Origin of the sequence: Roseomonas fluvialis (genome assembly GCF_022846615.1) — a bacterium.
GTDB lineage: Bacteria > Pseudomonadota > Alphaproteobacteria > Acetobacterales > Acetobacteraceae > Neoroseomonas > Neoroseomonas fluvialis.
In genome coordinates this window covers 254560-277228 of the sequence record NZ_AP025637.1, presented here as the reverse complement: position 1 = coordinate 277228, position 22669 = coordinate 254560, and the positions used below count along the sequence as shown (strand labels likewise).

22 protein-coding genes are annotated in these 22669 nt (G+C 72.3%); 12 read left to right on the top strand and 10 right to left on the bottom strand.

Annotated elements, in window-relative coordinates:
* The first annotated feature begins 38 nt into the window (after positions 1 to 38).
* A complete protein-coding gene (locus MWM08_RS01355; protein WP_244457680.1) occupies positions 39 to 950 on the top strand; it encodes a DUF808 family protein in 912 nt (303 codons plus the stop codon).
* A 2-nt stretch (positions 951 to 952) separates the two neighbouring features.
* On the opposite strand, the gene MWM08_RS01350 is transcribed toward MWM08_RS01355, so the two are convergent.
* From MWM08_RS01350 to xseA, 3 genes are all read right to left on the bottom strand, one after another.
* The gene (locus MWM08_RS01350) at positions 953 to 1558 is read right to left on the bottom strand and encodes a class I SAM-dependent methyltransferase (protein WP_244457679.1); all 606 of its coding nucleotides are present in this window, start codon (positions 1556 to 1558) and stop codon (positions 953 to 955) included.
* Positions 1555 to 2361, bottom strand: a complete 807-nt coding sequence (locus MWM08_RS01345) for a M23 family metallopeptidase (RefSeq protein ID WP_244457678.1) — start codon at positions 2359 to 2361, stop codon at positions 1555 to 1557. Before MWM08_RS01345 ends, MWM08_RS01350 begins: the two co-directional genes overlap by 4 nt.
* 230 nt (positions 2362 to 2591) lie before the next feature.
* On the bottom strand, positions 2592 to 4037 hold the full coding sequence (xseA, locus tag MWM08_RS01340) for an exodeoxyribonuclease VII large subunit (RefSeq protein ID WP_244457677.1): 1446 nt from the start codon (positions 4035 to 4037) through the stop codon (positions 2592 to 2594).
* Positions 4038 to 4108: 71 nt separating this feature from the next.
* On the opposite strand from xseA, the gene purD reads away from it, so the two are divergent.
* Positions 4109 to 5377 (top strand): phosphoribosylamine--glycine ligase, encoded by a 1269-nt coding sequence (purD, locus tag MWM08_RS01335; protein WP_244457676.1) that lies wholly within the window; start codon positions 4109 to 4111, stop codon positions 5375 to 5377.
* 252 nt (positions 5378 to 5629) lie between these two features.
* On the opposite strand, the gene MWM08_RS01330 is transcribed toward purD, so the two are convergent.
* Complete coding sequence (locus MWM08_RS01330; RefSeq protein WP_244457675.1) at positions 5630 to 5920, bottom strand: 4a-hydroxytetrahydrobiopterin dehydratase; 291 nt, start codon at positions 5918 to 5920, stop codon at positions 5630 to 5632.
* A 52-nt stretch (positions 5921 to 5972) separates the two neighbouring features.
* Here MWM08_RS01330 and MWM08_RS01325 point away from each other — a divergent pair, with 52 nt between their 5' ends.
* On the top strand, positions 5973 to 6365 hold the full coding sequence (locus MWM08_RS01325) for a metallopeptidase family protein (RefSeq protein WP_244457674.1): 393 nt from the start codon (positions 5973 to 5975) through the stop codon (positions 6363 to 6365).
* Positions 6366 to 6374: 9 nt separating this feature from the next.
* On the opposite strand, the gene MWM08_RS01320 is transcribed toward MWM08_RS01325, so the two are convergent.
* The gene (locus tag MWM08_RS01320) at positions 6375 to 7580 is read right to left on the bottom strand and encodes a CaiB/BaiF CoA transferase family protein (RefSeq protein WP_244457673.1); all 1206 of its coding nucleotides are present in this window, start codon (positions 7578 to 7580) and stop codon (positions 6375 to 6377) included.
* Positions 7581 to 7604: 24 nt separating this feature from the next.
* Here MWM08_RS01320 and MWM08_RS01315 point away from each other — a divergent pair, with 24 nt between their 5' ends.
* The 4 genes from MWM08_RS01315 to MWM08_RS01300 all read left to right on the top strand — a co-directional run bounded on the left by MWM08_RS01315 (position 7605) and on the right by MWM08_RS01300 (position 11613).
* Complete coding sequence (locus tag MWM08_RS01315; protein ID WP_244457672.1) at positions 7605 to 8423, top strand: sulfotransferase family 2 domain-containing protein; 819 nt, start codon at positions 7605 to 7607, stop codon at positions 8421 to 8423.
* Positions 8424 to 8454: 31 nt separating this feature from the next.
* Positions 8455 to 9618: a hypothetical protein gene (locus MWM08_RS01310; RefSeq protein WP_244457671.1), complete on the top strand. Its 1164-nt coding sequence runs from the start codon at positions 8455 to 8457 to the stop codon at positions 9616 to 9618.
* A gap of 136 nt (positions 9619 to 9754) precedes the next feature.
* A complete protein-coding gene (locus tag MWM08_RS01305; protein WP_244457670.1) occupies positions 9755 to 10972 on the top strand; it encodes an MFS transporter in 1218 nt (405 codons plus the stop codon).
* Positions 10969 to 11613, top strand: coding sequence for a CatB-related O-acetyltransferase (locus MWM08_RS01300; protein WP_244457669.1), 645 nt, complete (start codon positions 10969 to 10971; stop codon positions 11611 to 11613). Before MWM08_RS01305 ends, MWM08_RS01300 begins: the two co-directional genes overlap by 4 nt.
* A gap of 131 nt (positions 11614 to 11744) precedes the next feature.
* Here MWM08_RS01300 and MWM08_RS01295 read toward each other — a convergent pair whose 3' ends face one another.
* The 3 genes from MWM08_RS01295 to MWM08_RS01285 all read right to left on the bottom strand — a co-directional run bounded on the left by MWM08_RS01295 (position 11745) and on the right by MWM08_RS01285 (position 14284).
* The gene (locus tag MWM08_RS01295; protein ID WP_244457668.1) at positions 11745 to 12416 is read right to left on the bottom strand and encodes a dual specificity protein phosphatase family protein; all 672 of its coding nucleotides are present in this window, start codon (positions 12414 to 12416) and stop codon (positions 11745 to 11747) included.
* Positions 12417 to 12552: 136 nt separating this feature from the next.
* Positions 12553 to 13527, bottom strand: coding sequence for a Bug family tripartite tricarboxylate transporter substrate binding protein (locus MWM08_RS01290; protein WP_244457667.1), 975 nt, complete (start codon positions 13525 to 13527; stop codon positions 12553 to 12555).
* A 250-nt stretch (positions 13528 to 13777) separates the two neighbouring features.
* Positions 13778 to 14284: a hypothetical protein gene (locus MWM08_RS01285; RefSeq protein WP_244457666.1), complete on the bottom strand. Its 507-nt coding sequence runs from the start codon at positions 14282 to 14284 to the stop codon at positions 13778 to 13780.
* A gap of 170 nt (positions 14285 to 14454) precedes the next feature.
* On the opposite strand from MWM08_RS01285, the gene MWM08_RS01280 reads away from it, so the two are divergent.
* Together MWM08_RS01280 and MWM08_RS01275 are read left to right on the top strand one after the other, a co-directional pair.
* Positions 14455 to 15339, top strand: coding sequence for a LysR family transcriptional regulator (locus MWM08_RS01280; protein ID WP_244457665.1), 885 nt, complete (start codon positions 14455 to 14457; stop codon positions 15337 to 15339).
* A 93-nt stretch (positions 15340 to 15432) separates the two neighbouring features.
* The gene (locus MWM08_RS01275) at positions 15433 to 16404 is read left to right on the top strand and encodes a sodium-dependent bicarbonate transport family permease (protein WP_244457664.1); all 972 of its coding nucleotides are present in this window, start codon (positions 15433 to 15435) and stop codon (positions 16402 to 16404) included.
* Here MWM08_RS01275 and MWM08_RS01270 read toward each other — a convergent pair.
* Both MWM08_RS01270 and MWM08_RS01265 read right to left on the bottom strand, forming a co-directional pair.
* On the bottom strand, positions 16395 to 17015 hold the full coding sequence (locus MWM08_RS01270; RefSeq protein ID WP_244457663.1) for a CoA pyrophosphatase: 621 nt from the start codon (positions 17013 to 17015) through the stop codon (positions 16395 to 16397). The two genes, MWM08_RS01275 and MWM08_RS01270, sit on opposite strands and share 10 nt — an antisense overlap.
* Complete coding sequence (locus MWM08_RS01265) at positions 17012 to 17542, bottom strand: DUF1285 domain-containing protein (RefSeq protein ID WP_341482849.1); 531 nt, start codon at positions 17540 to 17542, stop codon at positions 17012 to 17014. The genes MWM08_RS01270 and MWM08_RS01265 overlap by 4 nt, the downstream gene beginning before the upstream one ends.
* A gap of 182 nt (positions 17543 to 17724) precedes the next feature.
* Between MWM08_RS01265 and MWM08_RS01260 the strand changes: the two genes are divergently transcribed.
* The 3 genes from MWM08_RS01260 to MWM08_RS01250 all read left to right on the top strand — a co-directional run bounded on the left by MWM08_RS01260 (position 17725) and on the right by MWM08_RS01250 (position 22579).
* Positions 17725 to 18729, top strand: a complete 1005-nt coding sequence (locus MWM08_RS01260) for an AAA family ATPase (protein WP_244457662.1) — start codon at positions 17725 to 17727, stop codon at positions 18727 to 18729.
* 251 nt (positions 18730 to 18980) lie between these two features.
* A complete protein-coding gene (locus MWM08_RS01255; protein WP_244457661.1) occupies positions 18981 to 19832 on the top strand; it encodes a DUF58 domain-containing protein in 852 nt (283 codons plus the stop codon).
* A complete protein-coding gene (locus tag MWM08_RS01250) occupies positions 19832 to 22579 on the top strand; it encodes a DUF4159 domain-containing protein (RefSeq protein WP_244457660.1) in 2748 nt (915 codons plus the stop codon). The genes MWM08_RS01255 and MWM08_RS01250 overlap by 1 nt, the downstream gene beginning before the upstream one ends.
* The last annotated feature ends 90 nt before the right edge of the window (positions 22580 to 22669 follow it).

Genomic DNA, 22669 nt, shown 5'->3' with positions numbered 1-22669 from the left:
TGCGAGGGTGCGGCTTCCGCGCCCGGGACACATTGCACATGAGCACAGGCCTCCTCGCCCTGCTGGATGACGTTGCCGCCATCGCCAAGGTGGCCGCGGCCTCGCTCGACGATGTCGCGCTGCAGGCCGGCAAGGCCGGCGCGAAGGCCGCCGGCGTCGTGATTGACGATGCCGCGGTCACGCCGCGCTACGTGGTCGGCTTCGACGCCAAGCGCGAATTGCCGATCATCGGCCGTATCGCGATGGGGTCGCTACGCAACAAGTTCCTGGTGCTGCTACCGGCCGCGCTGCTGCTGTCGGCCTTCGCGCCCTGGCTGATCACGCCGCTGCTGGTGCTGGGCGGCATCTACCTGTGCTTCGAAGGCAGCGAGAAGGTGGCGGAATGGATCCGCCCACATGCGCCCGAAGCGGCTGCCGACGCACCGCCCGTCGATGCCCTGCATCTCGAGAACGAGCGTGTCGCCGGCGCCATCAAGACCGACTTCATCCTGTCGGCCGAGATCATGGCGATCGCGCTCGCCACCATGCCGCAGTCGAACATCTGGACGCAGGCGGCGGTGCTGGCGCTGGTCGCGCTGGTCATCACCGTCGGCGTCTATGGCGTGGTCGCCATCATCGTGAAGGCTGACGACGTGGGCGCGGCGATGGTCCGGCGCGGCATTTCGGCCGGCGCGCTGCTGGTGCGCGGCATGCCGGTGGTGCTGAAGGTGCTGTCGGTCGTGGGCACCGCGGCCATGATCTGGGTCGGCGGCGGCATCATCCTGCACGGGCTCGAGGAATTCGGCCTGGGCGCGCTGCCGCACTGGGCGCATGGCGTCGCCGCCGCGGCGGGCCGTGCGGTGGGCGGCGGCGTGGTGGAATGGGTGGTGAACGCGGCGATCGCCGGCGTGGTGGGCCTGGCGGTCGGCTTCGCGGCGATGCCCGTGCTGGGGCGCCTGCTGCACAAGTAGCGTCAGGGGCGGCGGAGCACCGCGCGAACCACCTCCGCCAGGCCCTGGTGGCGCGGGCCTTCGTCCAGCGCCATCGTGCCCTCCAGTAGTTCCAGCACCTCGAGCCCCGCGAAATGTCGTTCGACCAGCGCGCGGGACCACAACAGCGACGTATCCTTCGGCCCACCGCTGCGGCGGCCTTCCTGCGCCGGCGTGAAGGCCTCCAGCAGCAGCAGCCCGCCAGGTGCGAGCGCGCGCATCGCCCCGTCGCAGGCCAGCGTGCGGTCTTCCGGCGGCAGGTGCACGAAGATCCAGGCAATCACGTCGAAGCCCGCCACGGGCCAGTCCCAGCGCGTGAGGTCGGCAGTGACGGTCTGCAGCGCAACCCCTCGGCGCGCGGCGAGCGCCCGCGCCTTCCCCAGGCCAACGTCCGACCAATCCACGCTGGTCGCTTCCAACCCCTGTTCGGCCAGCCAGACGCCATTGCGTCCCTCGCCATCGCCGACCGCCAGCGCGCGTATCCCCGGCTTCAGCCGATGCGCCTGCGACAGCAGAAACAGGTTCGGCGCCTCGCCGAACTGGAAGCCGCCGCCGGCATAGCGTTCATCCCAGGCGAGCGACGTGCTCATGCGCCCAGCACCACCGGCTGCGGATCCAGCCAAACCTGGTACCACGACAGGGAGAAATGCAGGTGCGGCCCGGTCACGCGCCCCGTCGCACCGGACAGCGCGATGCGTTCGCCCTTGGCCACCATCTGCCCCTCCCGAACATCGATGCGCGAGAGATGGGCATAGAGCGTGTTCACGCCATGCCCGTGGTCGATCACCACCAGATCGCCGAAGAAGTGGAAGCTGTCCGCCAGTGTCACACGACCCGCCGCGGCCGCGAGCATCGGCGTGCCGGTCGGCACCGCGAAATCCAGCCCGTAATGCGGCTGCCGCGGCTGGCCATTGAGCACGCGCCGGCTGCCGAAGACACCCGAGATGCGCCCCGTCGCCGGCGCGATGAAGCCCTGCGCGAAGCCGGTCAGCGCCGAGTCCGTCGCACGCGCGGCGCCAAGCCGCTCTCGCTCGCGCAGGATGCGCTGCAGCGTCTCCTCGTCCGGCGTCACCTGCGCCGGCGGCAGGCCGCTGATGCGCTGCTCCTGCCACTGCCGCCGCGCGATCGACAGGCGCCGCTCCTCCGCCCGCTGCCCCGGCTGCGTGACGGCGAGCACGGACGTCGTCCCATGATCGCGCCCGAAACCGAAGGCGAAGGCGCCATCCGCGGCCACGCGCACGGCACGCCCATCCAGCGCAAGCCGCGTGCCCGGCGCCGCCTGGCCGACCACGAACCCACCCTGCGTGAGGCCACGGTCGGGGAAGGTCACGGCGGCAGCGGGGCGGGCCAGCAGCAGGGCGGGGAGCGCGAGCAATGCGCGGCGGTGGAGCACGGAGGGGCTCTGCCCCTCCGGACCACCCCGCCAAGGGCCGAAAGGCCCTTCGATCCCGTCACTTTCATCGGGGATGTCGGGGAGGGGGCTCGCGGGCCCGCCAGCCGCCGCACGCGCAACCGCCCCCTCCCCGACATCCCGGATCAAATCCTGGTGTCCAGAGGCCCCTAGGCCTTTGGTGGGGAGGGGTCCGGGGAGGGGCAAAGCCCCGCCCCGCGCAACATCACCGTTCACAGCAAGCTTCCCTGCCCTTGCGCCGGCCCCTTCCGTCGCGGTGCCGCGCCGTCCGCCGTCGCGCGCGTCTCGCCGTCCGCGAAGCCCAGGCGCAAGGCTTGGCCTGGCGTGATGCTGCCGGCCGCCGTGATGGCGTGACCCTCGGCGTCGCGCACCAGGGCGAAGCCGCGCGCCAGGACGGATTGGTAGGAGGCGCTTTCGAGGCGTCCCGACAATCCCTCGAGCACGGCGCGTTTCTGGCGCAGCAGCGCCTGCACCGGCGCGGGGGAAAGCCTCGCGATGGCCGGTGCGCGGGCACGCGCGTCGCGCTGGCGCGCCCAGGCCGCGGACAGGCGCAGCGTCAGCCCCTGCACGGCGGCGCGGCGTGCCAGGATGCCCTCGCGCGGATGCGGCACGCGCAGCACCGCGATGGACTGGCGGCGCGCGCTCAGCAGCCCGGCCAGCGCGCGCGGCAGCCGGTCGCCGATGTCGTCCAAGCGCTGGCGCGATCGCGCGAGGCGTTCCGGCACGTCCGGCAGTCCGCGATCCGCGCGCAGCAGCCGCAGCCGCGCGCCGTTGAGCAGCCCGGCCGCCGCCTGCACCAGCCGTGCGCCGGTCTGCGACAGCGCGCCCTGCAATTCCACGCGCGCCGGCACGGCGAGTTCCGCCGCCGCCGTCGGCGTCGGCGCGCGGCGGTCGGAGGCGTAGTCGATCAGCGTCGTGTCGGTCTCGTGCCCCACCGCGCTGATCAGCGGGATGGAGCACATCGCCGCAGCGCGGATGACGATCTCCTCGTTGAAGGCCATCAGGTCTTCCAGCGACCCGCCGCCGCGCGCGACGATGATCACGTCGGGCCGAGGCACGCGCCCGCCCGGCATGATGGCATCGAAGCCGCGGATGGCGGCGGCGATCTGCTCCGCCGCGCCCTGGCCCTGCACCGGTACCGGCCACAGCAGGATATGGCGCGGGAAGCGCCGAGCGATCGTGGTGCGGATGTCCTGGATGACCGCACCCTTCTCCGACGTCACCACGCCGATCACCGCCGGTAGGCGCGGGATGGGCTGCTTGCGCGTGTCGTCGAACAGGCCCTCGGCGATCATGCGCTTGCGGAGTGCTTCGATGCGCGCGAGCAGCGCGCCCTCGCCGGCATATTCCAGGCGTTCGATGACCAGCTGGTACTTCGACCGGTCTGCATAGGTGGAGATGCGCCCGGTCGCGATCATCTCCACGCCGTTCTCGGGCATGGTGCCGATGTTGCGGATCGCGGTCTTCCAGATCACCGCCTCGATCTTCGCGTCCTGGTCCTTCAGCGAAAGATACACATGGCCGGACGGATAGCGCTTCATCTCGGTGATCTCGCCGCGCACGCGCACGCGGCCGAAGGCGCCTTCCAGCGTGCGGCGAATCGCGCCCGCCAGGTCCGAGACGCTGTAGTCGGGAATGTTGGTCGCGGGCGTGTCCATGACGCCACCCTATGCTAAGGCGCCCCCGTTGCGGAACGGGGTGGTCACATGCGGTGCGGAACGGGGGCTCCATGAAGGTCCTGGTGGTCGGCGGCGGCGGGCGGGAACACGCGCTGTGCTGGGCGATCGCGGCATCCCCGCTGCTCACGCGGCTGTGGTGCGCGCCGGGCAACGCCGGCATCGCCGAGGTCGCGGAGTGCGTGCCGATCGGGGCAGAGGACATTCCCGCCATCGTCGCCTTCGCGGTGGCGCAGCAGATCGACCTGGTCGTGGCGGGGCCGGAGGCGCCGCTCACGCTCGGCCTGGCGGATGCCTGCGCGGCGGCCGGCCTCAAGTGCTTCGGGCCATCCGCCGCAGCCGCGCAGCTCGAAGGCAGCAAGGCCTTCACGCGCGAGGTCGCGGACGCCGCCGGCGCGCCAGGCGCGCGCTGGCAACGCTTCACCGATCCCGGCGCTGCGCGCGCCTATATCCGTGCGCAGGGCGCGCCCATCGTGGTGAAGGCTGATGGGCTCGCGGCCGGCAAGGGCGTGGTCGTCGCCGCCACCGTGGACGAAGCGGAAGCCGCCATCGCCGATATCATGGAATCGCGCATCCACGGGACCGCCGGTGCGACCGTGCTCATCGAGGAATGCCTGGTCGGCCAGGAAGTCTCGTTCTTCGCGTTGTGCGACGGCACGGACGCCATCCCGCTCGGCGCCGCGCAGGACCACAAGCGCGTGGGCGATGGCGACACCGGCCCGAACACCGGCGGCATGGGCGCCTATTCCCCGCCGCCCGTCTTCACCGACGGCCTGCGCGACGACGTGATGGCGCGCATCGTGAAGCCCGTCCTGGCCGAGATGGCCCGCCGCGGCGCCCCCTTCCGCGGCGTTCTGTTTGCCGGGCTCATGATCACGCAGGACGGCCCGCGCCTGATCGAATTCAACGTCCGCTTCGGCGACCCCGAATGCCAGGCACTGATGGTGCGCCTGCGCAGCGATCTGCTTCCCGCGTTGCTCGCCGCCTGCGACGGCGAACTCGCCTCCTTCGACCTGCGCTGGGAACCGCTGCATTCGCTGGTCGTGGTCATGGCCGCACGCGGCTACCCGGGCAGCTACGACAAGGGCAGCGAAATCCGCGGCATCGAACGCGCCGCGCAGATCCCAGGCGTGCAGGTCTTCCACGCCGGCACCGCACGCCGCGAGGACGGTGCCCTGGTCGCCACCGGCGGCCGCGTGCTGGGTATCACGGCGACCGGCACGACGCTGGCGGAGGCCCAGGCCGCGGCCTACGTGGCCGTCGACACCATCGACTGGCCCGGCGGGTTCTGCCGGAGGGATATCGGCTGGCGGGCGCTGTGATGGGTGGGGCGCTCGGCGGGGAGGGCTTTGCCCTCCCCGGACCCCACCCACCAAGGGCTTAAGGCCCTTGGAACCCTCGACTTGATCGGGGAAATTGGGGAGGGGTATCGTCGGTGCCGCCGACGAGGCGGGTGCGCCATGCCCCTCCCCAATTCCCCCGATTGAAGACCCGCGGTCCAGGGGGCCGTAGCCCCCTGGTGGGGGGAGGTCCGGAGGGGGGCAAAGCCCCTCTCCGGTCGCGCCGCCCAACCCTCACGCCACCAGCCCGTCGATCCCCTTCGCCAGCCCCACGTCGCGTGCGCTGAGTCCGCCGGCGTCGTGGGTGCTCAGCGTAATCTCCACGCGGTTCCAGACGTTGAACCATTCGGGGTGGTGGTCGTGCTTCTCCGCCAGCAGGGCGACGCGGGCCATGAAGCCCCAGGCCTCGTTGAAGTCGGCGAAGCGGAAGCTGCGCGTGATGGCGTCGCGGCCTTCCAGCAACGTCCAGTGCGGCAGGTCGGTGGCCAGGCTTGCGCGGGCGGTGGCGTCCAGTGTCTCGACCATCGGCGGGTTCCCTTTGCTTGACGGCGGGCGGTCCTGCCGCGCATGACGCGCCATGCGTTTCTCGACCCCGCCCGGCCTCGATGACCTTGTGGAGATGGCCGAGCATGCGCTCGCGGCAATCCCTGCGCCGCTTCGCGACCTGGTGCGCGGCACCGCCATCCTGGTCGAGGACGTGCCGGATGACGAGACTCTGCGCGACATGGGCATCGAGAGCCCGTGGGAGCTCACCGGCTTGTACCAGGGTGTCCCGCTGACCGAGAAGTCGGTCGGCGACATCCCGCGCGAACCCGACCGCATCCTGTTGTACCGCGAGCCGATCCTGCTCGAATGGATCGAGACCGGGGAGGACCTGTTCCGCCTCGTCCGCAACGTGCTGATCCATGAGATCGGGCATCATTTCGGGTTGTCGGACGACGACATCGCGCGGCTCGAGGAAGGTGACTGACCGCGCCGGTCAGCCGCCCCGGCCCAGCACCTCCGCGTCGTGTTCGCCCAGTGCCGGCGCGCCGCGCGCTGGGCGTGGGCGCACCCCGTCGAAGCTGATCGGCAGGCCCACCACGCGCGGCCCACCGCCGGGCAGGGGCTGCACCATGTCCATGGCGGCGAATTGTTCGCTCGCCACCACCTCGCCGATATCGTTGACCGGCGAGCACGGCACGCCCGCGGCTTCCAGCGCGGCGATCCAGGCATCGCGCGGGCGCGTCAGCAGGACCTGCGCGATCATCGGGATCAGCTCTGCCTTGTTGCGCACGCGCGCGGGGCCTTTCGCGAAGCGTTCGTCCGCCGCCCATTCGGCATGGCCCAGGACCTGCGCGCAGCGTGCCCACAGCCTGTCGTTGCCAGCCGCGAGGCACAGCGGGCGGTCGGCGGTGTCGAACACCTGGTAGGGCACGATCACCGCGCCGCCGGTGCCGTGGCGCTTCGGCACGTCGCCTGTGGCCAGGTGGTTGTTCACCTGCCCTTCCACCCAATGCACCGCGGTCTCGAACAACGACGTATCCACCACGCCGCCGCGGCCCGTGACCTCGCGCCGACGCAGCAGCCCGAGCGCGCCGATCACGGTGAACATCCCGGTCGCCTTGTCGTTGATCGACGCACCGGCGAAGGTAGGCGGGTCCTGGGGCCGCCCGGTCACGCTCATCATGCCGCCATAGGCCTGCAGCAGCGGGTCGAAGCCCGGGCGCATGCGCATCGGCCCGGCGTTGCCGAAGGCCCAGATCGAGCAATAGACCAGACGCGGATGCCGCGCCGTCATGGCGGCGGGGCCGATGCCAATCTCCTCGACCACGCCGGCGCGCAGGTTCTGCACCAGGATGTCGGCGGACTCGCACAGGCGGTGCAATGCCTCGACATCCTCGGCACGCTTCAGGTCCAGCCGGATCGACCGCTTGTTGCGGTTCTGCCCGTGGAAATACAGCGAAGTCACGCCATCCGGGCCGAAGGGCGGTCCCCAGCCGCGTGCGTCGTCGCCGCCATCGGGCTTCTCCACCTTGATCACGTCGGCCCCCATGTCGGCCATGATCGCCCCGGCCAGCGGCCCGGCCAGCGCCTGGCCGACCTCGATCACCCGTATCCCCGCCAATGGCAGCATCGCCGCGTCCTCCTCGTAATTGCGCCCAGCATAGGCACGGCAGGCGTCGCGGCCAGGGGTGCGCGGCACGGCCGGCTCTGGTATCGGTCGCGCATGGCGACCCTTCCTCCGCCGCAGGCCGGCGGGCGCAAGCTCGTGTTCCTGCACCTGCCCAAGACCGGCGGCACCACGCTGCACCACCATTTCTCGGCCCATTTCGCGCCGGAGGAGATCTGCCCCGAGCGGTTCTCGAACCTGCATGACCTGCCGCGCGAACAGCTTGACCGCTACCGGTACTTCTGCGGCCACTTCAACTTCGACCAGGTGCGCCTGATCCCCGGCCCGCTGTTTCTCGTGACCGTGCTGCGCGACCCGGTCGAGCGCCTGATGTCGAGCTACCTGTACTGGAAGCGCCACACCGCCGAGGCGGTGGCGCGCCCGGGCATGGAGGGTCCGGCGCTGGCCCGCAGCGCGCCGCTCGCGGAATTCCTGCGCAACCCGCACCATCAGGTCCAGGATTCCGTGAACAACACCATGACCCGCTACCTGGCCGGGCAAGTGACGGTGAACGGCGACCTGACCTATCGCTACTTCGCCGGCGGCGCGGCCCTGCCGGTCACCGAGCTCGAGGTGCTGCACCGCGCGCTGGGCAATCTGCTCGCGATCGACGTGGTGGGCCTCACGTCCAACCTGCACGAGGTCTACGCCAGGGTGGCGCTGGCCTATGGCATGCCGCGCCTGCCGGCGCTGGCGCGGCTGAATGCGCGCACCGATGCCGCCCCCGGCCTCGGGCCCGTGGTCGAGGAACCCCCGGACGCGCAGGCGCGCGCCGAGATCGAACGATCGGTCTGGCTGGACCGCGTGGTGTTCCGCCTGGCGCGCGCGCATCTGCGCCAGTCGGCGCGCCCGCCCATGGCCGCGCCGGCCGCTTGACCCCGCCCCCGGCCTGCCGCAAGGACGCCTGATGCCGGTCAGCCGCGACGACATCCTGCACGCCCACCGCGCGCTGCTGGGCCGCGCACCGCGCGACGAGGCGGTGGTGACCGCACAGGAGAAGTCGCGCCACATCGGCGTCGTGATCGCCGAGATCCTGGCCTCGGAGGAATGGCGCAGCCTGCGCCGCCGCCACGCGGGCGACACACCGCCCTGGCTGGTGACGAACGAGGAAGTCGCCGCGATCTGGGGCATGCTGCTGGGTCGCGCGCCCGAGAACGACGCCCTGCCCAACCGCTTCCGCGCCGCGGGCATGAGCGCGGTCGACGTCATGGTCTTCGTGATGCGCAGCGGTGAATTCCGCAAGCGTGCCGGCGCGCGCTTCAGCCGCGCCTACGTCCCCGATGCCGAACCCGACGCGCCCGCGCCGGCCGGCCACGGCGCCATGCGCGCGCCCTTCGGCATCGAACCCCGGTTGCTGCCGCTGTACCACTTCCTGCACATCCCCAAGACCGCGGGCACCTCGGTCAGCCGCGTCTTCGACCGGATGTTCCGCTCCCTGGTGCTCTATGCCGGCGGGATCGACCTGGCGGCGGCGGTGCGCACGGACCCCGCCTTTTTCCACAACTACCTGCTGGTCACCGGCCATATCGACGTGAACAACCCGGCCGCGAAGGCCGAGGTGCGCGAGAACGTGTTCCTGTCGGTGTTCCGCGACCCTGCGCCCCGCGCCGCATCGCTGTATGACTACATCCGAGGCACGCCCAAGCACCCGCTGCATGCGCAACTGCAGGGCCTGACGCTGGCCGAGGCCTTCCGCAGCTTCGCCCCGTTCCGCCAGCAGGTGGTGAACGCGCAGCTGCGCATCGTGTTCGGCGCCACGAACCTGCAGCAGGTGCGCCACGCCCTGCAGACGCGCAGCTACGTGCTCGGGCGGTCCGATGCGCTGAACGACTTCCTGGATGCGGTCGCGCACTACACCGGCTTCCCGCGCCCGCCGGCGATTCCGCGGCTGAACGCCTCCGACCGGCGGGAGGGCGGCCCCGAGCCCGCCAGCGCCCAGCCCGGCCATGCCGAGGTGATGGCGGAAATCGCCGAGGCCTCGAAGATCGAATCCTCCTTCATCGAGCAATGGCTGTCGCTGCCGCTGTCCACCGTGGGCCGCCCGCGCGAGCCCGCGCGGCCCGAGACCTGAAGATCCATTCGCGCATGCCGGCACCGGCCCACGGCGCTGGCCGGCCACCCGGCGCACAACAGGCGCGCCACGCGCGCGACGACAACTTCGTGGATGGGTGGCCGGGTGGCGACTTGGGCGGGGGCGGCACTCCAGGATGCGCCGCACCGCGCCGTCTCGATCGGTGTCAGGCAGCGTGGCGGCGGCGTCGATGATCCGCGGCGCGCCGAACCGCTGGGCCGAACTCGCCATCCTCGCCGCCTCGCGCGCCGCGATGGGCGCGCAGTTCCAGGTGGTGGGCGCGCTGGGCCCGCTGCTGATCGGCACGCTGGCGGCCGACTGGACCGAACTGGGCACACTGATCGGCGCCTATTCGCTGGCCGGCATCCTGGTCGCGCTGCCGGCCGGCTGGGTGATGGCGCGCCTGGGCGACCGCGGCGTGCTGCTGGCGGGGGTCGCACTGATGGCGCTGGGCGGCATGGTGCTCGCGCTGGCCGGCGGCTTCGGCGTGGCGATGGCGGGGCGGCTGGTCTCGGGCATGGGCGGCGCGCTGCTCGCGATCGCCTGTGCGAAGATGGTGCTGGACCGCTTCTCGGGCGCCGCGCTGGCGCCGGCGCTGGGCCTGATGCTGATGGCATGGCCCTGTGGGATCGGCATCGCGCTGGTCGTCCTGCCGCTGCTGGGCACCGATTGGCGGGCGGGACTGTGGCTGTCGGCAGCCATCTGCGCGGCCTCCTTCCTGCCGCTGTGGTTCGCACTGCCGCGCGGGCAGGGGGCCGGCGCGGCGCCGGCGCGCGCGGGCGGACTGCTGCGCGGGGAATGGGCGCCGCTCCTCTCGGCGGCGAGCATCTGGGCCTTCTACAACGCCGCCTTCGTGGTCGCGCTCGGCTTTGCGCCGGCCTTCCTGGTGGCGCGCGGCTGGGGCGCGGACCAGGCGGGCGCGGCCACCTCGCTGGTCGGCTTCGCCATCCTTCCGCTGCTGCCGATGGGCGGCGCGGTGGCGGAACGGCTCGGCCGTCCGGTCGCGACGGTGGTGGCGTGCATGCTGGGCATGGCCGCCTGCCTGGCGGCGGTGGTGGCGGGGCTGAACGCCTGGCTGTTCCTCGGCCTGTTCGGGCTGCTGGCGGGCCCGCCCGCGAGCCTGGTCATGGCCATGGTCGGGCGGGCGCTGTCGCCGCCCTCGCGCGCCTTCGGCATGGGCGTGCACTACACCATCTTCTACGGTGCGCTGGCGCTGCTGCCGCCGCTGGCGGGCCTGGCGCGCGACATCACCGGCGTGCCGGCGGCACCGCTGCTGGCGGGGGTCGTTTTCCTGGCCGTCGCGCTGGCGATCCTGCCGCTGTATCTGCGCCTGGTGCCCCGGAGCCCCGCATGAGCACACCGCCCAGTCCCGACACGCTGTATCCGATCGCGGGCACCACGCGCACCGCTTTCCTGCGCCCGCTCCTCGCTCTCAGCCCGCAGGTCACGAACGTCACCGCGGGCGACTATTCCTACTACCACGACCACGAGGACCCCCGGCGGTTCCTCGAACTCTGCGTGCGCTACAATTTCGGCATCGGGCAGCTCACGATCGGGCGCTACTGCGCCATCGCGCATCGCGCCACCTTCCTGATGCCGGCGGCCAACCACGCCATGGCGGGGCCATCCACATATCCCTTCGCGATCATGGGCGGCGCCTTCGCCGATGCACTTCCGCTGACCGACTACCCCTGGCGCGGCGGCGGCGACATCACGGTGGGGCACGATGTCTGGCTGGGCACGGAATGCCTGGTGCTGCCGGGTGTCACCATCGGCCACGGCGCCGTGGTGGGCGCGCGCGCGGTGGTGACCGACGATGTGCCGCCCTATGGCGTGGTGGCCGGCAATCCGGCGCGGCTGGCGCATCGGCGTTTCGATGCCGGGACGGTGGAACGCCTGCTCGAGATCGCGTGGTGGGACTGGCCGGCCGATCGCGTGGCGCGCGCCATCCCGGCGCTGGTGCGCGGGGACGTCGCGGCGATCAGCCGCGCCTGAATCGATGCGCGGCGATCAGCCGCGCCTGATTCGAGTCGCGGCGGTCAGCGGCGCCCGAATCGAAACGCGGCGCTCAGCCGCGCGGGAAACGATGCGCAGCGTCCAGAAGCGCCTGACATGTCGCGCGGCGCCTACTCGCGCCGGAGCACGCCATCCACCAGCCGGTCGGCCCAGGGGGTGCTCCTGAACGACGCCCGCAGCGCGTCTTCCGAGTAATCCTCCCGCACCCAATCCAGGAAGGGCTTGCCGCCTTGCCGCTTCGTGAAGGCGGCATAGGACCGGAAGAACGCATCGAGGATGCCGGTGCGCGCCGCCGCCACATGCCCGAAGCGCAGCGAGAGCTGATCCAGCGCCTGGTCCACCGTGCCGCCGCGCGTCAGCAGCCAGATCCCGGCCGCAAGCCCCGTGCGGTCCGCGCCCGACTTGCAGTGGATCAGCGCGGGTCCGTTCATACGCGCAAAGATGCCGGCCAGGCGCAGCACGCGGTCCTTGTGCGGCGCGCCGCGCGATTCCAGCGGTGCGTCGATATGCTCAAGCCCCAGCGCCGCCGCCGCCTGGCGGCCCAGCGCATCCGACCCGCAGGCCTCGCGATGGCCGCGCAGGTTGATCACGGTGCGGATGCCGTACCGGCGCACCGCCTGTTCCAGCTGCCAGGGCGTGGGGTGGTTCGACCGGTACAGGTGGCCGCTTTCAACCACGCCCCAGTTGCGCCAACCCAGGCGCAGCAGCGCATGGTCGACGAACAGGGAATTCAGCCAGGCCGAGCGGCGGGCACCGGGCACTGAAAGGTCGCGGGCAAGCATCGGGGCTATATGGCGCGCAAAGGAAGGTTGGGGGAGAGAACTCCCCCAAACCCCCTCCTTTTTCTGTCCGTTGGCGTCGAGCTCAATCGGGCAGAAGGCGGGCGGGGGTTCGGGGGAGGTGTCGTCCCCCGCACGTCTATTCGACCCGCGCGCCGGAAATCCGCACCGCTTCCTGCCACATCGCGGCCTCGGAAGCAGCGCGCGCCACCATCTCCTCGGGCGAGGACCACACCGCCAGCGCGCCGACGCGCAGGAACCGGTCCTTCAGCGACTGTTCCGCCACGATGCTGCGCAGCGCGCCATTCACCCGCTGGATCACCGCCGGCGGCGTACCGGTCGGGAACACGAAGCCCTGCCAGGAGGACACCACGAAATTCGGCACGCCGGCCTCCGCCATGGTGGGCAGGTCCGGCAGGGTCGGCCAGCGTTCGGCGGAGGTCACCGCCAGCGCGCGCATCCGCCCCTCGGTGATGACCGGCACGTAGGACGCCAGGTTGTCGAGCGCGAAGTCGAGGTCGCCCGACAGCATCGCCGGGATGATCTGCGCCGCGCCGCGGAAGGGCACGTGCGTGCCCTCGGCGCCGATGCGCCCGGCGAACAGCCCACCCGAAAGATGCCCCGTGGTGCCCACGCCGGGCGAGCCATAGGTGAAGCCGCCGCGCTTCGCCTTCGCCCAGGCCACGAAATCCGCCAGCGTGCGCGACGGGTTGTGCTGCGAGGACACCACCGCGACGTTGGGCAGGTCCCACGCCACACCCACCGGCATCAGGTCGCGCGTCGGGTCATAGGGCAGGCGGGCATACAGGAAGCGGTTGATCACCAGGTGACCGACCGACGCGATGCCCATGGTGTAGCCGTCCGGCGCGGCTTTGGCGGTGGCGTCGATGCCGATGTTGCCGCCGGCGCCGGCACGGTTTTCGACCACGAAGGTCTGGCCCAGCGCCCCCTGCAACAGCTCGCAATAGATGCGCACCAGCACGTCGGTCGACCCGCCGGGCGGCCAGGGGACGATCACCCGCACGGTGCGGTTCGGCCATTCGCCCTGGGCCTGGACGGCGGGCGCGGCGAGCAGGCCGGCAGTGGCGGCAAGGATGGTGCGGCGGGTGGTCATGGACGGTGGCTCCCGGATTGGTGTTCCCACCGGGATATCGCGCCCTGTGCGCGAAGGCCAGCGGCAGCGCGGTGGGTCCGCGTAGCCCCGCGATAGCCACCGCCGGGCTACCGACCGATCGAAGATGACGGCACCGGCGAGCGCCACATCCGGCCAGCTATCCCCGGATACGGACGAGGATGGCCGGATGGAGGGACGGACCGGTGCCGCGCGTCAGGATGCGCCGGACGGCGCGTGCGCGGCCGGTCGGTCAGCCGTCGCGGCGCGCCTGCGCGTTCTTCCCGGCCTGGGAGATGCTGCCGATGTTGCGGGGGTCCATGCGCGTACGCCGCTTGCCGCTGGCCTTGGCGCGCATGCCCGCTGCGGCGGAGGCGCCGGCACCCGGGTGGTGGCGCCGCGCCGCCTGCTTGCGGGCCAGGGCCTCCTTCAGGGCGGCGGCATGGAAGGCGCGCCGCGCCTCGCCGTGCAGGGCCTCGATCCGGGCATTCACGCGCTTCAGCGCGGCGGCGAACACCTGCTTGCGGCGCAGCAGCGCCGGGTCGTGGCTCGCGGCCGCGCGCGGTTCGCCCTTGCCGCGGCGCGCGCGGCGGTTGCTGTGCACCATGCCGCGCAGGCGGTCGCGCTGTTCGCGCAGCAGGCGTGCAAGGGCCACCGCGTCCTCCGCCGACAGCGCCGCGAGGGCCGGATGATGGCTATTCGCGATCAGGGCGAAGTCGTCGCCAAGCAGGCGGCGCTCGGCGGCAATGCTGGTGGCCATGGTGTCTCCCGTAATGTTCTTTGCGCCAGGCGCGGTCGTGGCTTGTAGCCGCCAGCGCCCCGGCGACGAAAGGGGTATCGCTGTCCGCCGCGTCCCGCGACGGGTGTGAATCGTGCCACGGCGCGGCGGCCAGGCCGTGCCAGCCCCGCCGGCCGGTGCGATGATGCCCCGTGACCCGCCGCGCCCCCGACATCGATACCGCCCTGCTGCGCGCCTTCGTGCTGCTGGCCGAAACCCGGTCCTTCACGCGCACCGCGGAACGGCTCGGCCGCACGCAGCCGGCCGTCACGTTGCAGCTGCGCCGGCTCGAGGATGCCTTCGGTGCGCGGCTGCTGGCGCGCGACCGCCGCCGCGTGGCGCTCACGCCCGAGGGCGAGGCGCTGCTGCCGATGGCGCGCGAGATCCTGGGCCTGGTCGGCCAGGCGGCGGAACGCCTCTCCGGGCTCGATGCCGCCGGCGAGGTCCGCTTCGGCAGCCCCGAGGACTTCGCCACCGCCTTCCTGCCCGGCATCCTGGCCCGCTTCGTGGAAACCCACCCGGCGGTACACCTTTCGACCGCCTGCGAATTGACGCGCCGGCTGATCGAGGGGGTCGAGGCGGCGGCCTACGACCTGGCCGTCATCAAGCAGGCGCCGGGCCGGCTGCACCCGGGCGCACGGCCGGTCTGGCGGGAGGCGCTGGTCTGGGTGGCCGCGGAAGGCGCCCGCCCGCCGGCGCGCGACGCGCCGCTGCGGCTGGTGCTCAGCCCCGCCCCCTGCGTGTACCGCGAACGCGCGACCGAGGCACTGGCGGCCGCCGGGCGCGGCTTCGACGTGGTCTATACCAGCCCCAGCCTGGCCGGCGCGGCGGCGGCGGTGCGCGCGGGGCTCGGCATCACGGTGCTGCCGCGCACGCTGGTGCCGCCGGGCCTCGCGACCCTGCCTGTCCGTGCCGGGTTGCCGGCGCTGGAGGAGACGGTGATCTGCCTGCTGCTGCGCCCCGGCGCGCCGCCCGCGGCCGAGGCGCTGGCGCGCGCGGTCGAACAGGGAATCGCGCGCGCGACCGGTCTTTCATAGCTATTTCTTATAAGAACCGGCACGAAAACTCATTTCTCCTCATGTTTGCGCTTCGGCAGAACCGCCCCGACACGCAACGGGACCGATCGCGCCATGCCGGGCTTCGACCTTCTGCTCACCAACCTGCTCTCGCCCATCGTGCTGGCCTTCGCGCTCGGTGCCGTGGCGGGGTTCATCCGATCCGAACTGGAACTCCCGGACCCAGTCCTGAAGCTGATCTCGATCTACCTGCTGTTCTCGATCGGGCTGACAGGTGGGCGGGAACTGGCGCAGGTTTCGGTCGCTGAGGTCGCGCCGCTGTTCGGCCTGGCGGCGGCGCTGACCGTCGCCATCCCGGTCGCGACCTTCCTGGTGCTGCGGCGCCTGGCGGGGTTCGACGCGCAGAACGCGGCGGCCGTCGCGGCGCATTATGGGTCCGTCTCCTCGGTCACCTTCTTCGCCGCGATCGCCTTCGCCCGCGCCATGGACAAGCCGGCCGAGGGATACATGACCGCCGTCGTCGCCCTGATGGAATGGGGCGTCATCGTCTCCCTGCTCCTCGCGCGCGTCTCGATGGGCCGGGCGAAGGGGGGAATGTCGCTCGGGCAATTGGCGACGGACACGCTGCGCGGGCGGGGCATCCTGCTGCTGTCGGGCGGGATGCTGATCGGCGCGGTGTCCACCGATGCGCAGTGGCACCAGATCAGCCCGGTCTACGAGGGCCTGTTTCGCGGTGTGCTGATGATCTTCCTGCTCGAGATGGGCATGACCGCGGCACGCCAGGTACGGGACTTCGCGACGGTCGGACGGTTTCTCACGGTCTTCGCCATCGCCTCGCCCATCGTCTGGGGCGTGGTGGGCGTGGTCGCGGGGCACGCGATCGGACTGAGCCAGGGCGGCGCCTTCGTGCTCGGGGCGATCTGCGCCAGCGCGTCCTATATCGACGCGCCGGCCGCCTGCCGCGCGGCGCTGCCGGAGGCGAGCCCGGGCATCTACCTGACGGCGTCGCTCGGGGTGACCTTCCCGTTCAACCTGCTGCTGGGGCTGCCGCTGTATTGGCAGGTGGGGGCGTGGCTCTACGGCTGATCGCGCAGCACCGACGCCAGCGTCACCAGCATCGAGGCGGTCGCCCCCCAGATATAGTGGCGGTCATGCGGCCAGACCCAGAACTCGCGCAGGCGCCCGCGGAACTCCTGCGCGCGGCGTTCCGGCGCCGCGGGGTCGAGCAGCTGAGCCAGGGGATATTCGAAGGCTTCCTCCACCTCGCCCGGATCGTGCCGCAGGTCCAAAGGCGGGCGCAGCAGCGCAACCACCGGCGTCACGCAATACCCGGTGCCGGTCAGCAGCGTCGGCAACCGGCCGAGTAGTTGCGGCAGTCCCGGGTCGAGCCCGACCTCCTCCTGCGCCTCGCGCAGCGCGGTCTGTTCGGGCGTCTCGCCCGGTTCCATCCGCCCGCCGGGAAACGAGACCTGGCCGGCATGGGATTTGAGCCGCGCCGAGCGCAGCGTCAGCAGGATGGTGGGTTCCGGATGCAGCACCAGCGGCACCAGCACTGCCGCGGCGACCACCTGGCCGCCGGCGCGCGCGGCGCGGGCGAAATCATCCTCGGGCGACGGGCGGTCGCGCGGCAGGCGGTCCGGGTCCGCCAGGCGCGCGCGGAGCCAGGCTGCGTCGAGTCGCAGCGCCGCCGCGCTCACTCCGCCGCCAGGTCCAGCGCCGGGGCCTCGTCGATCGGGAAGAACACGCCCTCGCTCCAGACGCCCAGCACCTCGCGCCCCTCCACCGTCTCGGGCTGCGCCAGCGCCACCAGTTCGTAGAAGACCGCGCGGCTGATGCGCGCCTCGAGCCCCGGACGCACCAGGATATACGGCCGCGGTTCGCGCGAACGCGGATCGAGGTGCACGCGAATCGGGTGGTTGGGCCCGGCCGTGACCATCTCATCGAGGTTGGTGCGGAAGGTCAGGCACTGCTGCGGTTTTGCGCAGCCGCAGTCACAATCGCGCCAGAACAACTCGACCGCCATGAAGGGCGCGTCCTCGACCTCGATCCGCCCGCGCTCGGCCGGCGTCTCGAGCCAATAGTCGCCATCCTCCCCGCGCTTGAGCACCGAGGCGAACAGGCAGACCAGCGGCTTCCGGTTGATCGGGCTGCCCTTGTAGAGCCAGGTCCCGTCGCGGGCGATGCGGATCGCGTAGTTTCCGCACTCCATCCTGGCACGCGCCAACAGCGCTCCGGCCGGCGGCCCGCCGCAGCCCGGTTTTTGCATCGCCTGGGGCGTCTGCGTGTCCTGCAGCATCATTGCATTCCGTCGCCCTTGCACTCAGCGTGGCCGATGCGAGCTAATTCCACCAGGGGGTGCACCGGCCGGTGCGCCTCCGCTACCGTCATATAGGGAGCCGGACCCGCATGAGTGAAGTGGCCGACGCACAGGATCCCGCCGCCTTGGTCGCCGAGGTCGAGGCGCTAGGCACCCGCCTGGCCCGGGTGCGGGAAGCCGTCGGCCGCGTCATCTTCGGCCAGGACCTGGTGGTGGAACGCGTGCTCATCACGCTGCTCTCGGGCGGGCACGTGCTGCTGGTGGGCGTGCCGGGGCTGGGCAAGACCAAGCTGGTGGACACGCTCGGCACCGTGCTGGGGCTCGACCCGCGCCGCGTGCAGTTCACGCCGGACCTGATGCCCGCCGATATCCTGGGCTCCGAGGTGCTGGAGGAGGACGCGCACGGAAAACGCGCCTTCCGCTTCATCAAGGGCCCGATCTTCTGCCAGCTGCTGATGGCGGACGAGATCAACCGCGCCTCGCCGCGCACCCAATCCGCGCTGCTGCAGGCCATGCAGGAACATCGCGTGGCGATCGGCGGCGAGATCCACGCCCTGCCCACGCCCTTCCACGTGCTCGCCACCCAGAACCCGATCGAACAGGAAGGGACCTACCCGCTGCCCGAGGCGCAGCTCGACCGCTTCCTGCTGGAAATCGAGGTCGGCTACCCCGACGAAGCCGCAGAGCGCGCCATGCTGCTGGCCACCACCGGTGCCAAGGAAGCGCGGCCCGTCCAGGCCATGACCGGCGCGGAACTGATCGCCGCCCAGGCGCTGATCCGCCGCATCCCGGTCGGCGAACAGGTGCTCGACGCCATCCTGAAACTGGTCCGCGGCGCCCGCCCCGAAACCACCACGCTGGACAGCGTGCGCCAACACCTCGCCTGGGGCCCCGGCCCACGCGCGGCACAAGCCCTGATGCTCGCCACCCGCGCCCGCGCCCTGCTCGACGGGCGCCTGGCCCCAAGCGTGGACGACGTGCTGGCGCTGGCCGAACCGGTGCTGCGCCACCGCATGGCCCTGACCTTCGCGGCCCGCGCGGACGGCATCCACCTGCGCGAGGTCATCGACGCACTCAAGGAGAGCGTGGCGTAAGTGCGCATGTGTGGCGCCTTGGAGAGGGGCTCTGCCCCTCTCCAAACCTCTCCCCGCCAGGGGGCTACGGCCCCCTGGACCGTGGGGTTTGAATCGGGGGATCTGGGGAGGGGCATCGTCGGTGATGCCCAGCGCGCGGGGCGTGCCATGCCCCTCCCCAAATCCCCCGATCAAATCGAGGGTTCCAAGGGCCTTAAGCCCTTGGCGGGTGGGGTCTGGGGAGGGCAGAGCCCTCCCCAGGCGACCGCACCATGAGCACCTCCGTCACCGTCCCCTGGGCCGAGGCCCTCGGCGCGGCGCTGCCGCCGCTGGTCGTGCAGGCCGAGCGTGTCGCCGCCACCGTCATGCAGGGTGTGCACGGGCGTCGGCGGCCCGGGCAGGGCGATGCCTTCTGGCAGTTCCGGCCGTACACGCCTGGCGACGCCGCGGCGCGGGTCGATTGGCGTCAGTCCGCCAAGTCCGATCGGTTGTTCGTGCGCGAGACGGAGTGGGAGGCCGCGCAGACGGTCGCGGTCTGGTGCCAGGGTGGTGCCGGCATGGACTGGCGCAGCCACAAGGATTTGCCGGCCAAGCGGGTGCGGGCCGAGTTGCTGCTGCTGGCGCTGGCGGCGCTGCTGTTCCGGGGTGGGGAACGGGTGCGCCTGTTCGGCCTGCCGCGCGCCTTCAGCGGGCGCGGGGCGTTGAACGCGCTGGCGCAGAACCTGCCGCGCCAGGCGGAACACGCCGATGATGGCCGCATTCCGCGCCATGCGCGCGTGGTGCTGTTCAGTGATTTCCTGGCGCCGTTGGACCAGACGCGCAATCGCGTGGCCGCGCTGGCATCGCGGTCCATCCGGGGCCATCTGGTGCAGGTGCTCGACCCTGCGGAGGAAACCCTGCCCTTCACCGGCCGTGTCCGTTTCGAAGGCCCCGGCAATGCGGAGCACGCTCTGGTGCCGCGGGTCGAGGGCGTGCGCGCCCTGTACGAGGAACGGCTCGCACGGCACCGGGATGGGTTGCAGGCGCTGGCCGCGGCGTCTGGCTGGTCCTTCGCGACGCATCGCACGGACCAGCCGCCGGAAGCGGCGTTGCTGGCGCTGCATCGCCGGCTGGCGCCCGGCTGATGTGGCAGGTCGGTCCCCTCGCCTTCGCGGCGCCGTGGCTGTTGCTGGCGCTGCCGGCTTTGCCGGTGCTGTGGTGGCTGCTGCGCGTGAGCCCGCCGGCGCCGAAGACGCAGACCTTCCCGGCGCTGCGCCTGCTGCAGGACCTGCCGCCGACCGAGGAGACGCCGCATCGCACGCCGTGGTGGCTTCTGCTGCTGCGCCTGGTGGCGGCGGCGCTGCTCATCATCGGGCTGGCGCGGCCGGTCTGGCAGCCGCAGGCGGGCGGTGGCGGGACGGGTCCGCTGCTGGTCGCGATCGATGATGGCTGGGCGGCCGCGCCGGATTGGCCGGCGCGCGCCGCATCGGCCGTGGCGGCGCTGGAGGCCGCGGGGCGCGAGGGCCGGCGCGTGGCGCTGCTCTCGACCGCGCCGCCAGCGAGTGGTGAGCCGATCGCCGCCACAGCGCTGATGCCGGCCGAAGAAGCCCGCGCGCGGATCGCCGCGCTGCGGCCGCGGCCCTGGCCGTCAGACCACGCGGCCGCGCTGGCCGCCTTCGTGGCCTTCCGCGCGGCAAATCCGGGGGGCATCGCGACGCTCTGGATCGCCGACGGCGTGGAACACGCCCCGCAGGGCGACGCCGCCGGCGCCTTCGGGGCTGCGCTGGCCGAGGCCGGGCCGCTCACCCTGGCCCGTGCCGAGGGCCGCCCCGCACGCATCCTGCCCCCGCCGCGTGCCGAGGCCGACCGCCTGGTGGTGCGTGCGCTGCAGACTCCCGCCGCCGGGCCGACCGAGGCCACGGTGCTGGCGCGCACCAGCGATGGGCGCGCCATCGCTTCCGCCGTGCTGGCCTTCCCGGCTGGCGCGACCAGTGCGGACGCGTCGCTCGACCTGCCGATCGAAATCCGCAACCAGGTGGTGCGGCTCGACCTCGAGCCCGAGGCCGGGGCGGCCGGCACCGTGCTCCTGGACGAACGCTTCCGCCGCCGCCCGGTGGGGCTCTCCGCCGCCATCGAGACCAGCGCGGATGCGCCGTTGACCGGCGACCTGTTCTACCTGGAGCGCGCGCTGGCGCCTTACGCCGAGATCCGGCGCGGCACGCCCGAAGCGCTGCTGGGCCGCCGCCTCGCGGTCATGGTGCTGGCCGACCGCGAGGTGCCCGAGGGCCGCGAGCGCGCCGCGCTCACCCGCTGGGTCGAGGAAGGCGGGCTGCTGGTGCGCTTCGCCGGGCCGCGCCTGGCCGAACGCCCGGACCCGCTGCTGCCGGTGGCGCTGCGTGCCGGTGAACGGCAATTGGGCGGCGCGCTGTCCTGGGACCGGCCGCAGTCGCTCGCTCCCTTCCCGGAGGGATCGCCCTTCGCCGGCCTGGTGCCCCCGGCCGAGGTCACGGTGGAACGCCAGGTCCTGGCGGAACCCTCGCCGCGCCTGACCGAACGCTCCTGGGCGCGGCTGTCCGATGGCACGCCGCTGGTGACCAGCGTCGCGCGCGGGCGCGGGCGGATCGTGCTGTTCCATGTCACGGCCAATGCCGAATGGTCGAACCTGCCGCTGTCCGGCCTGTTCGTGGACATGCTGCGGCGGATGGTCGCGCTGTCCGCCGGCGTGCAGGGGGCAGAGGGCGAGGCGCCGCTGGCCCCGTTGGAAATCCTGGACGGCTTCGGCCGGCTGGGTCCGGCGCCGCCGGCGGCCGCGCCCATTCCGGCGAACCGAGTGGAGGAGACAGTGGCCTCGCCACGCCATCCGCCAGGCTGGTACGGCACGCCGGGGCAGGCGGAGGACGCCGCCTGGCGCCGCGCCCTGAACCTCTCGGCGCACCTGCCGCCGCCGCGCGCCGCTGCCGCGCCGCCGCCCGGTGCGCGCGCCGACACGATCGGCGGCGTGCCCGGCGAACGCGACCTCGGGCCCTGGCTGCTGGCGCTGGCGCTGCTGCTGCTGGCGGCGGACCTGGTGATCTCCCTGGTGCAGCGCGGGCTGGTCGGGCCGCAATGGTCGCGTCGCACGGGCATGGCGGCACTGCTGCTGGCGGCGGCCCTCGCGCTGCCCGCCCATGCCCAGGCGCCCGAACCCGAGGGCGCAGCCGCCACCGCGACGCGCCTCGCCTACATCGTCACCGGCGATACGCAGGTCGACGAGATCTCGCGCCTCGGCCTGGCGGGCCTGTCGGATTTCGTGAACCGCCGCACCGCGGCCGCGCTGGCCGAACCGCATGCCGTCGTGCCGGGGCGCGACGACCTGTCATTGTATCCGCTGATCTACTGGCCGGTGCTGGCGGAAGCGGCGCAGCCCGACGCCGCCGCGGCGGCCGCGCTCAACACCTTCATGCGCAATGGCGGGATCATCCTGCTAGACACGCGCGATGAAGGCTCGGGCGAGGGCATGAACCCCGGCGGGCGTGCCGCGCTGCGGCGCGTGACGCGGGACCTCGCGGTGCCGCCGCTGGCACCGGTGGCCGAGGACCACGTGCTGAAGCGCGCCTTCTATTTGCTGCAGGACCTGCCCGGGCGCTTCGCCGGCGGGCAGGTCTGGGTGGCGCGCGACCAGGACCGCGCGAATGACAGCGTGAGCCCTGTGATCATCGGCGGGCACGACTGGGCGGCAGCCTGGGCCATGGATGCGCGCGGTCAGAACCCCTACGCCACCATCCCCGGCGGCGCGCGGCAGCGCATCCTGGCCTACCGGTTCGGCGTGAACCTGGTCATGTACGCGCTGACCGGCAACTACAAGGGCGACCAGGTGCATGTGCCGGCCATCCTCGAACGCCTGGGGAACTGAGATGTTCGTTCGTCCCTCAGACGGCGGGCGGGCCGCGTCCATGTTCCCGTTCGCGTTGCGCAGCAACGCGACATGGGGCCCGTGCGCGGC

Coding starts and splice junctions, on each gene's coding strand:
- xseA (WP_244457677.1), bottom strand. CDS start 4,037: ATGGACACGCCCGCGACCAACATTCCCGACTACAGCGTCTCGGACCTG.
- MWM08_RS01355 (WP_244457680.1), top strand. CDS start 39: ATGAGCACAGGCCTCCTCGCCCTGCTGGATGACGTTGCCGCCATCGCC.
- MWM08_RS01325 (WP_244457674.1), top strand. CDS start 5,973: ATGCGTTTCTCGACCCCGCCCGGCCTCGATGACCTTGTGGAGATGGCC.
- MWM08_RS01275 (WP_244457664.1), top strand. CDS start 15,433: ATGCCGGGCTTCGACCTTCTGCTCACCAACCTGCTCTCGCCCATCGTG.
- MWM08_RS01350 (WP_244457679.1), bottom strand. CDS start 1,558: ATGAGCACGTCGCTCGCCTGGGATGAACGCTATGCCGGCGGCGGCTTC.
- MWM08_RS01290 (WP_244457667.1), bottom strand. CDS start 13,527: ATGACCACCCGCCGCACCATCCTTGCCGCCACTGCCGGCCTGCTCGCC.
- MWM08_RS01330 (WP_244457675.1), bottom strand. CDS start 5,920: ATGGTCGAGACACTGGACGCCACCGCCCGCGCAAGCCTGGCCACCGAC.
- MWM08_RS01295 (WP_244457668.1), bottom strand. CDS start 12,416: ATGCTTGCCCGCGACCTTTCAGTGCCCGGTGCCCGCCGCTCGGCCTGG.
- MWM08_RS01250 (WP_244457660.1), top strand. CDS start 19,832: ATGTGGCAGGTCGGTCCCCTCGCCTTCGCGGCGCCGTGGCTGTTGCTG.
- MWM08_RS01310 (WP_244457671.1), top strand. CDS start 8,455: ATGCCGGTCAGCCGCGACGACATCCTGCACGCCCACCGCGCGCTGCTG.
- purD (WP_244457676.1), top strand. CDS start 4,109: ATGAAGGTCCTGGTGGTCGGCGGCGGCGGGCGGGAACACGCGCTGTGC.
- MWM08_RS01315 (WP_244457672.1), top strand. CDS start 7,605: ATGGCGACCCTTCCTCCGCCGCAGGCCGGCGGGCGCAAGCTCGTGTTC.
- MWM08_RS01260 (WP_244457662.1), top strand. CDS start 17,725: ATGAGTGAAGTGGCCGACGCACAGGATCCCGCCGCCTTGGTCGCCGAG.
- MWM08_RS01305 (WP_244457670.1), top strand. CDS start 9,755: ATGCGCCGCACCGCGCCGTCTCGATCGGTGTCAGGCAGCGTGGCGGCG.
- MWM08_RS01300 (WP_244457669.1), top strand. CDS start 10,969: ATGAGCACACCGCCCAGTCCCGACACGCTGTATCCGATCGCGGGCACC.
- MWM08_RS01255 (WP_244457661.1), top strand. CDS start 18,981: ATGAGCACCTCCGTCACCGTCCCCTGGGCCGAGGCCCTCGGCGCGGCG.
- MWM08_RS01285 (WP_244457666.1), bottom strand. CDS start 14,284: ATGGCCACCAGCATTGCCGCCGAGCGCCGCCTGCTTGGCGACGACTTC.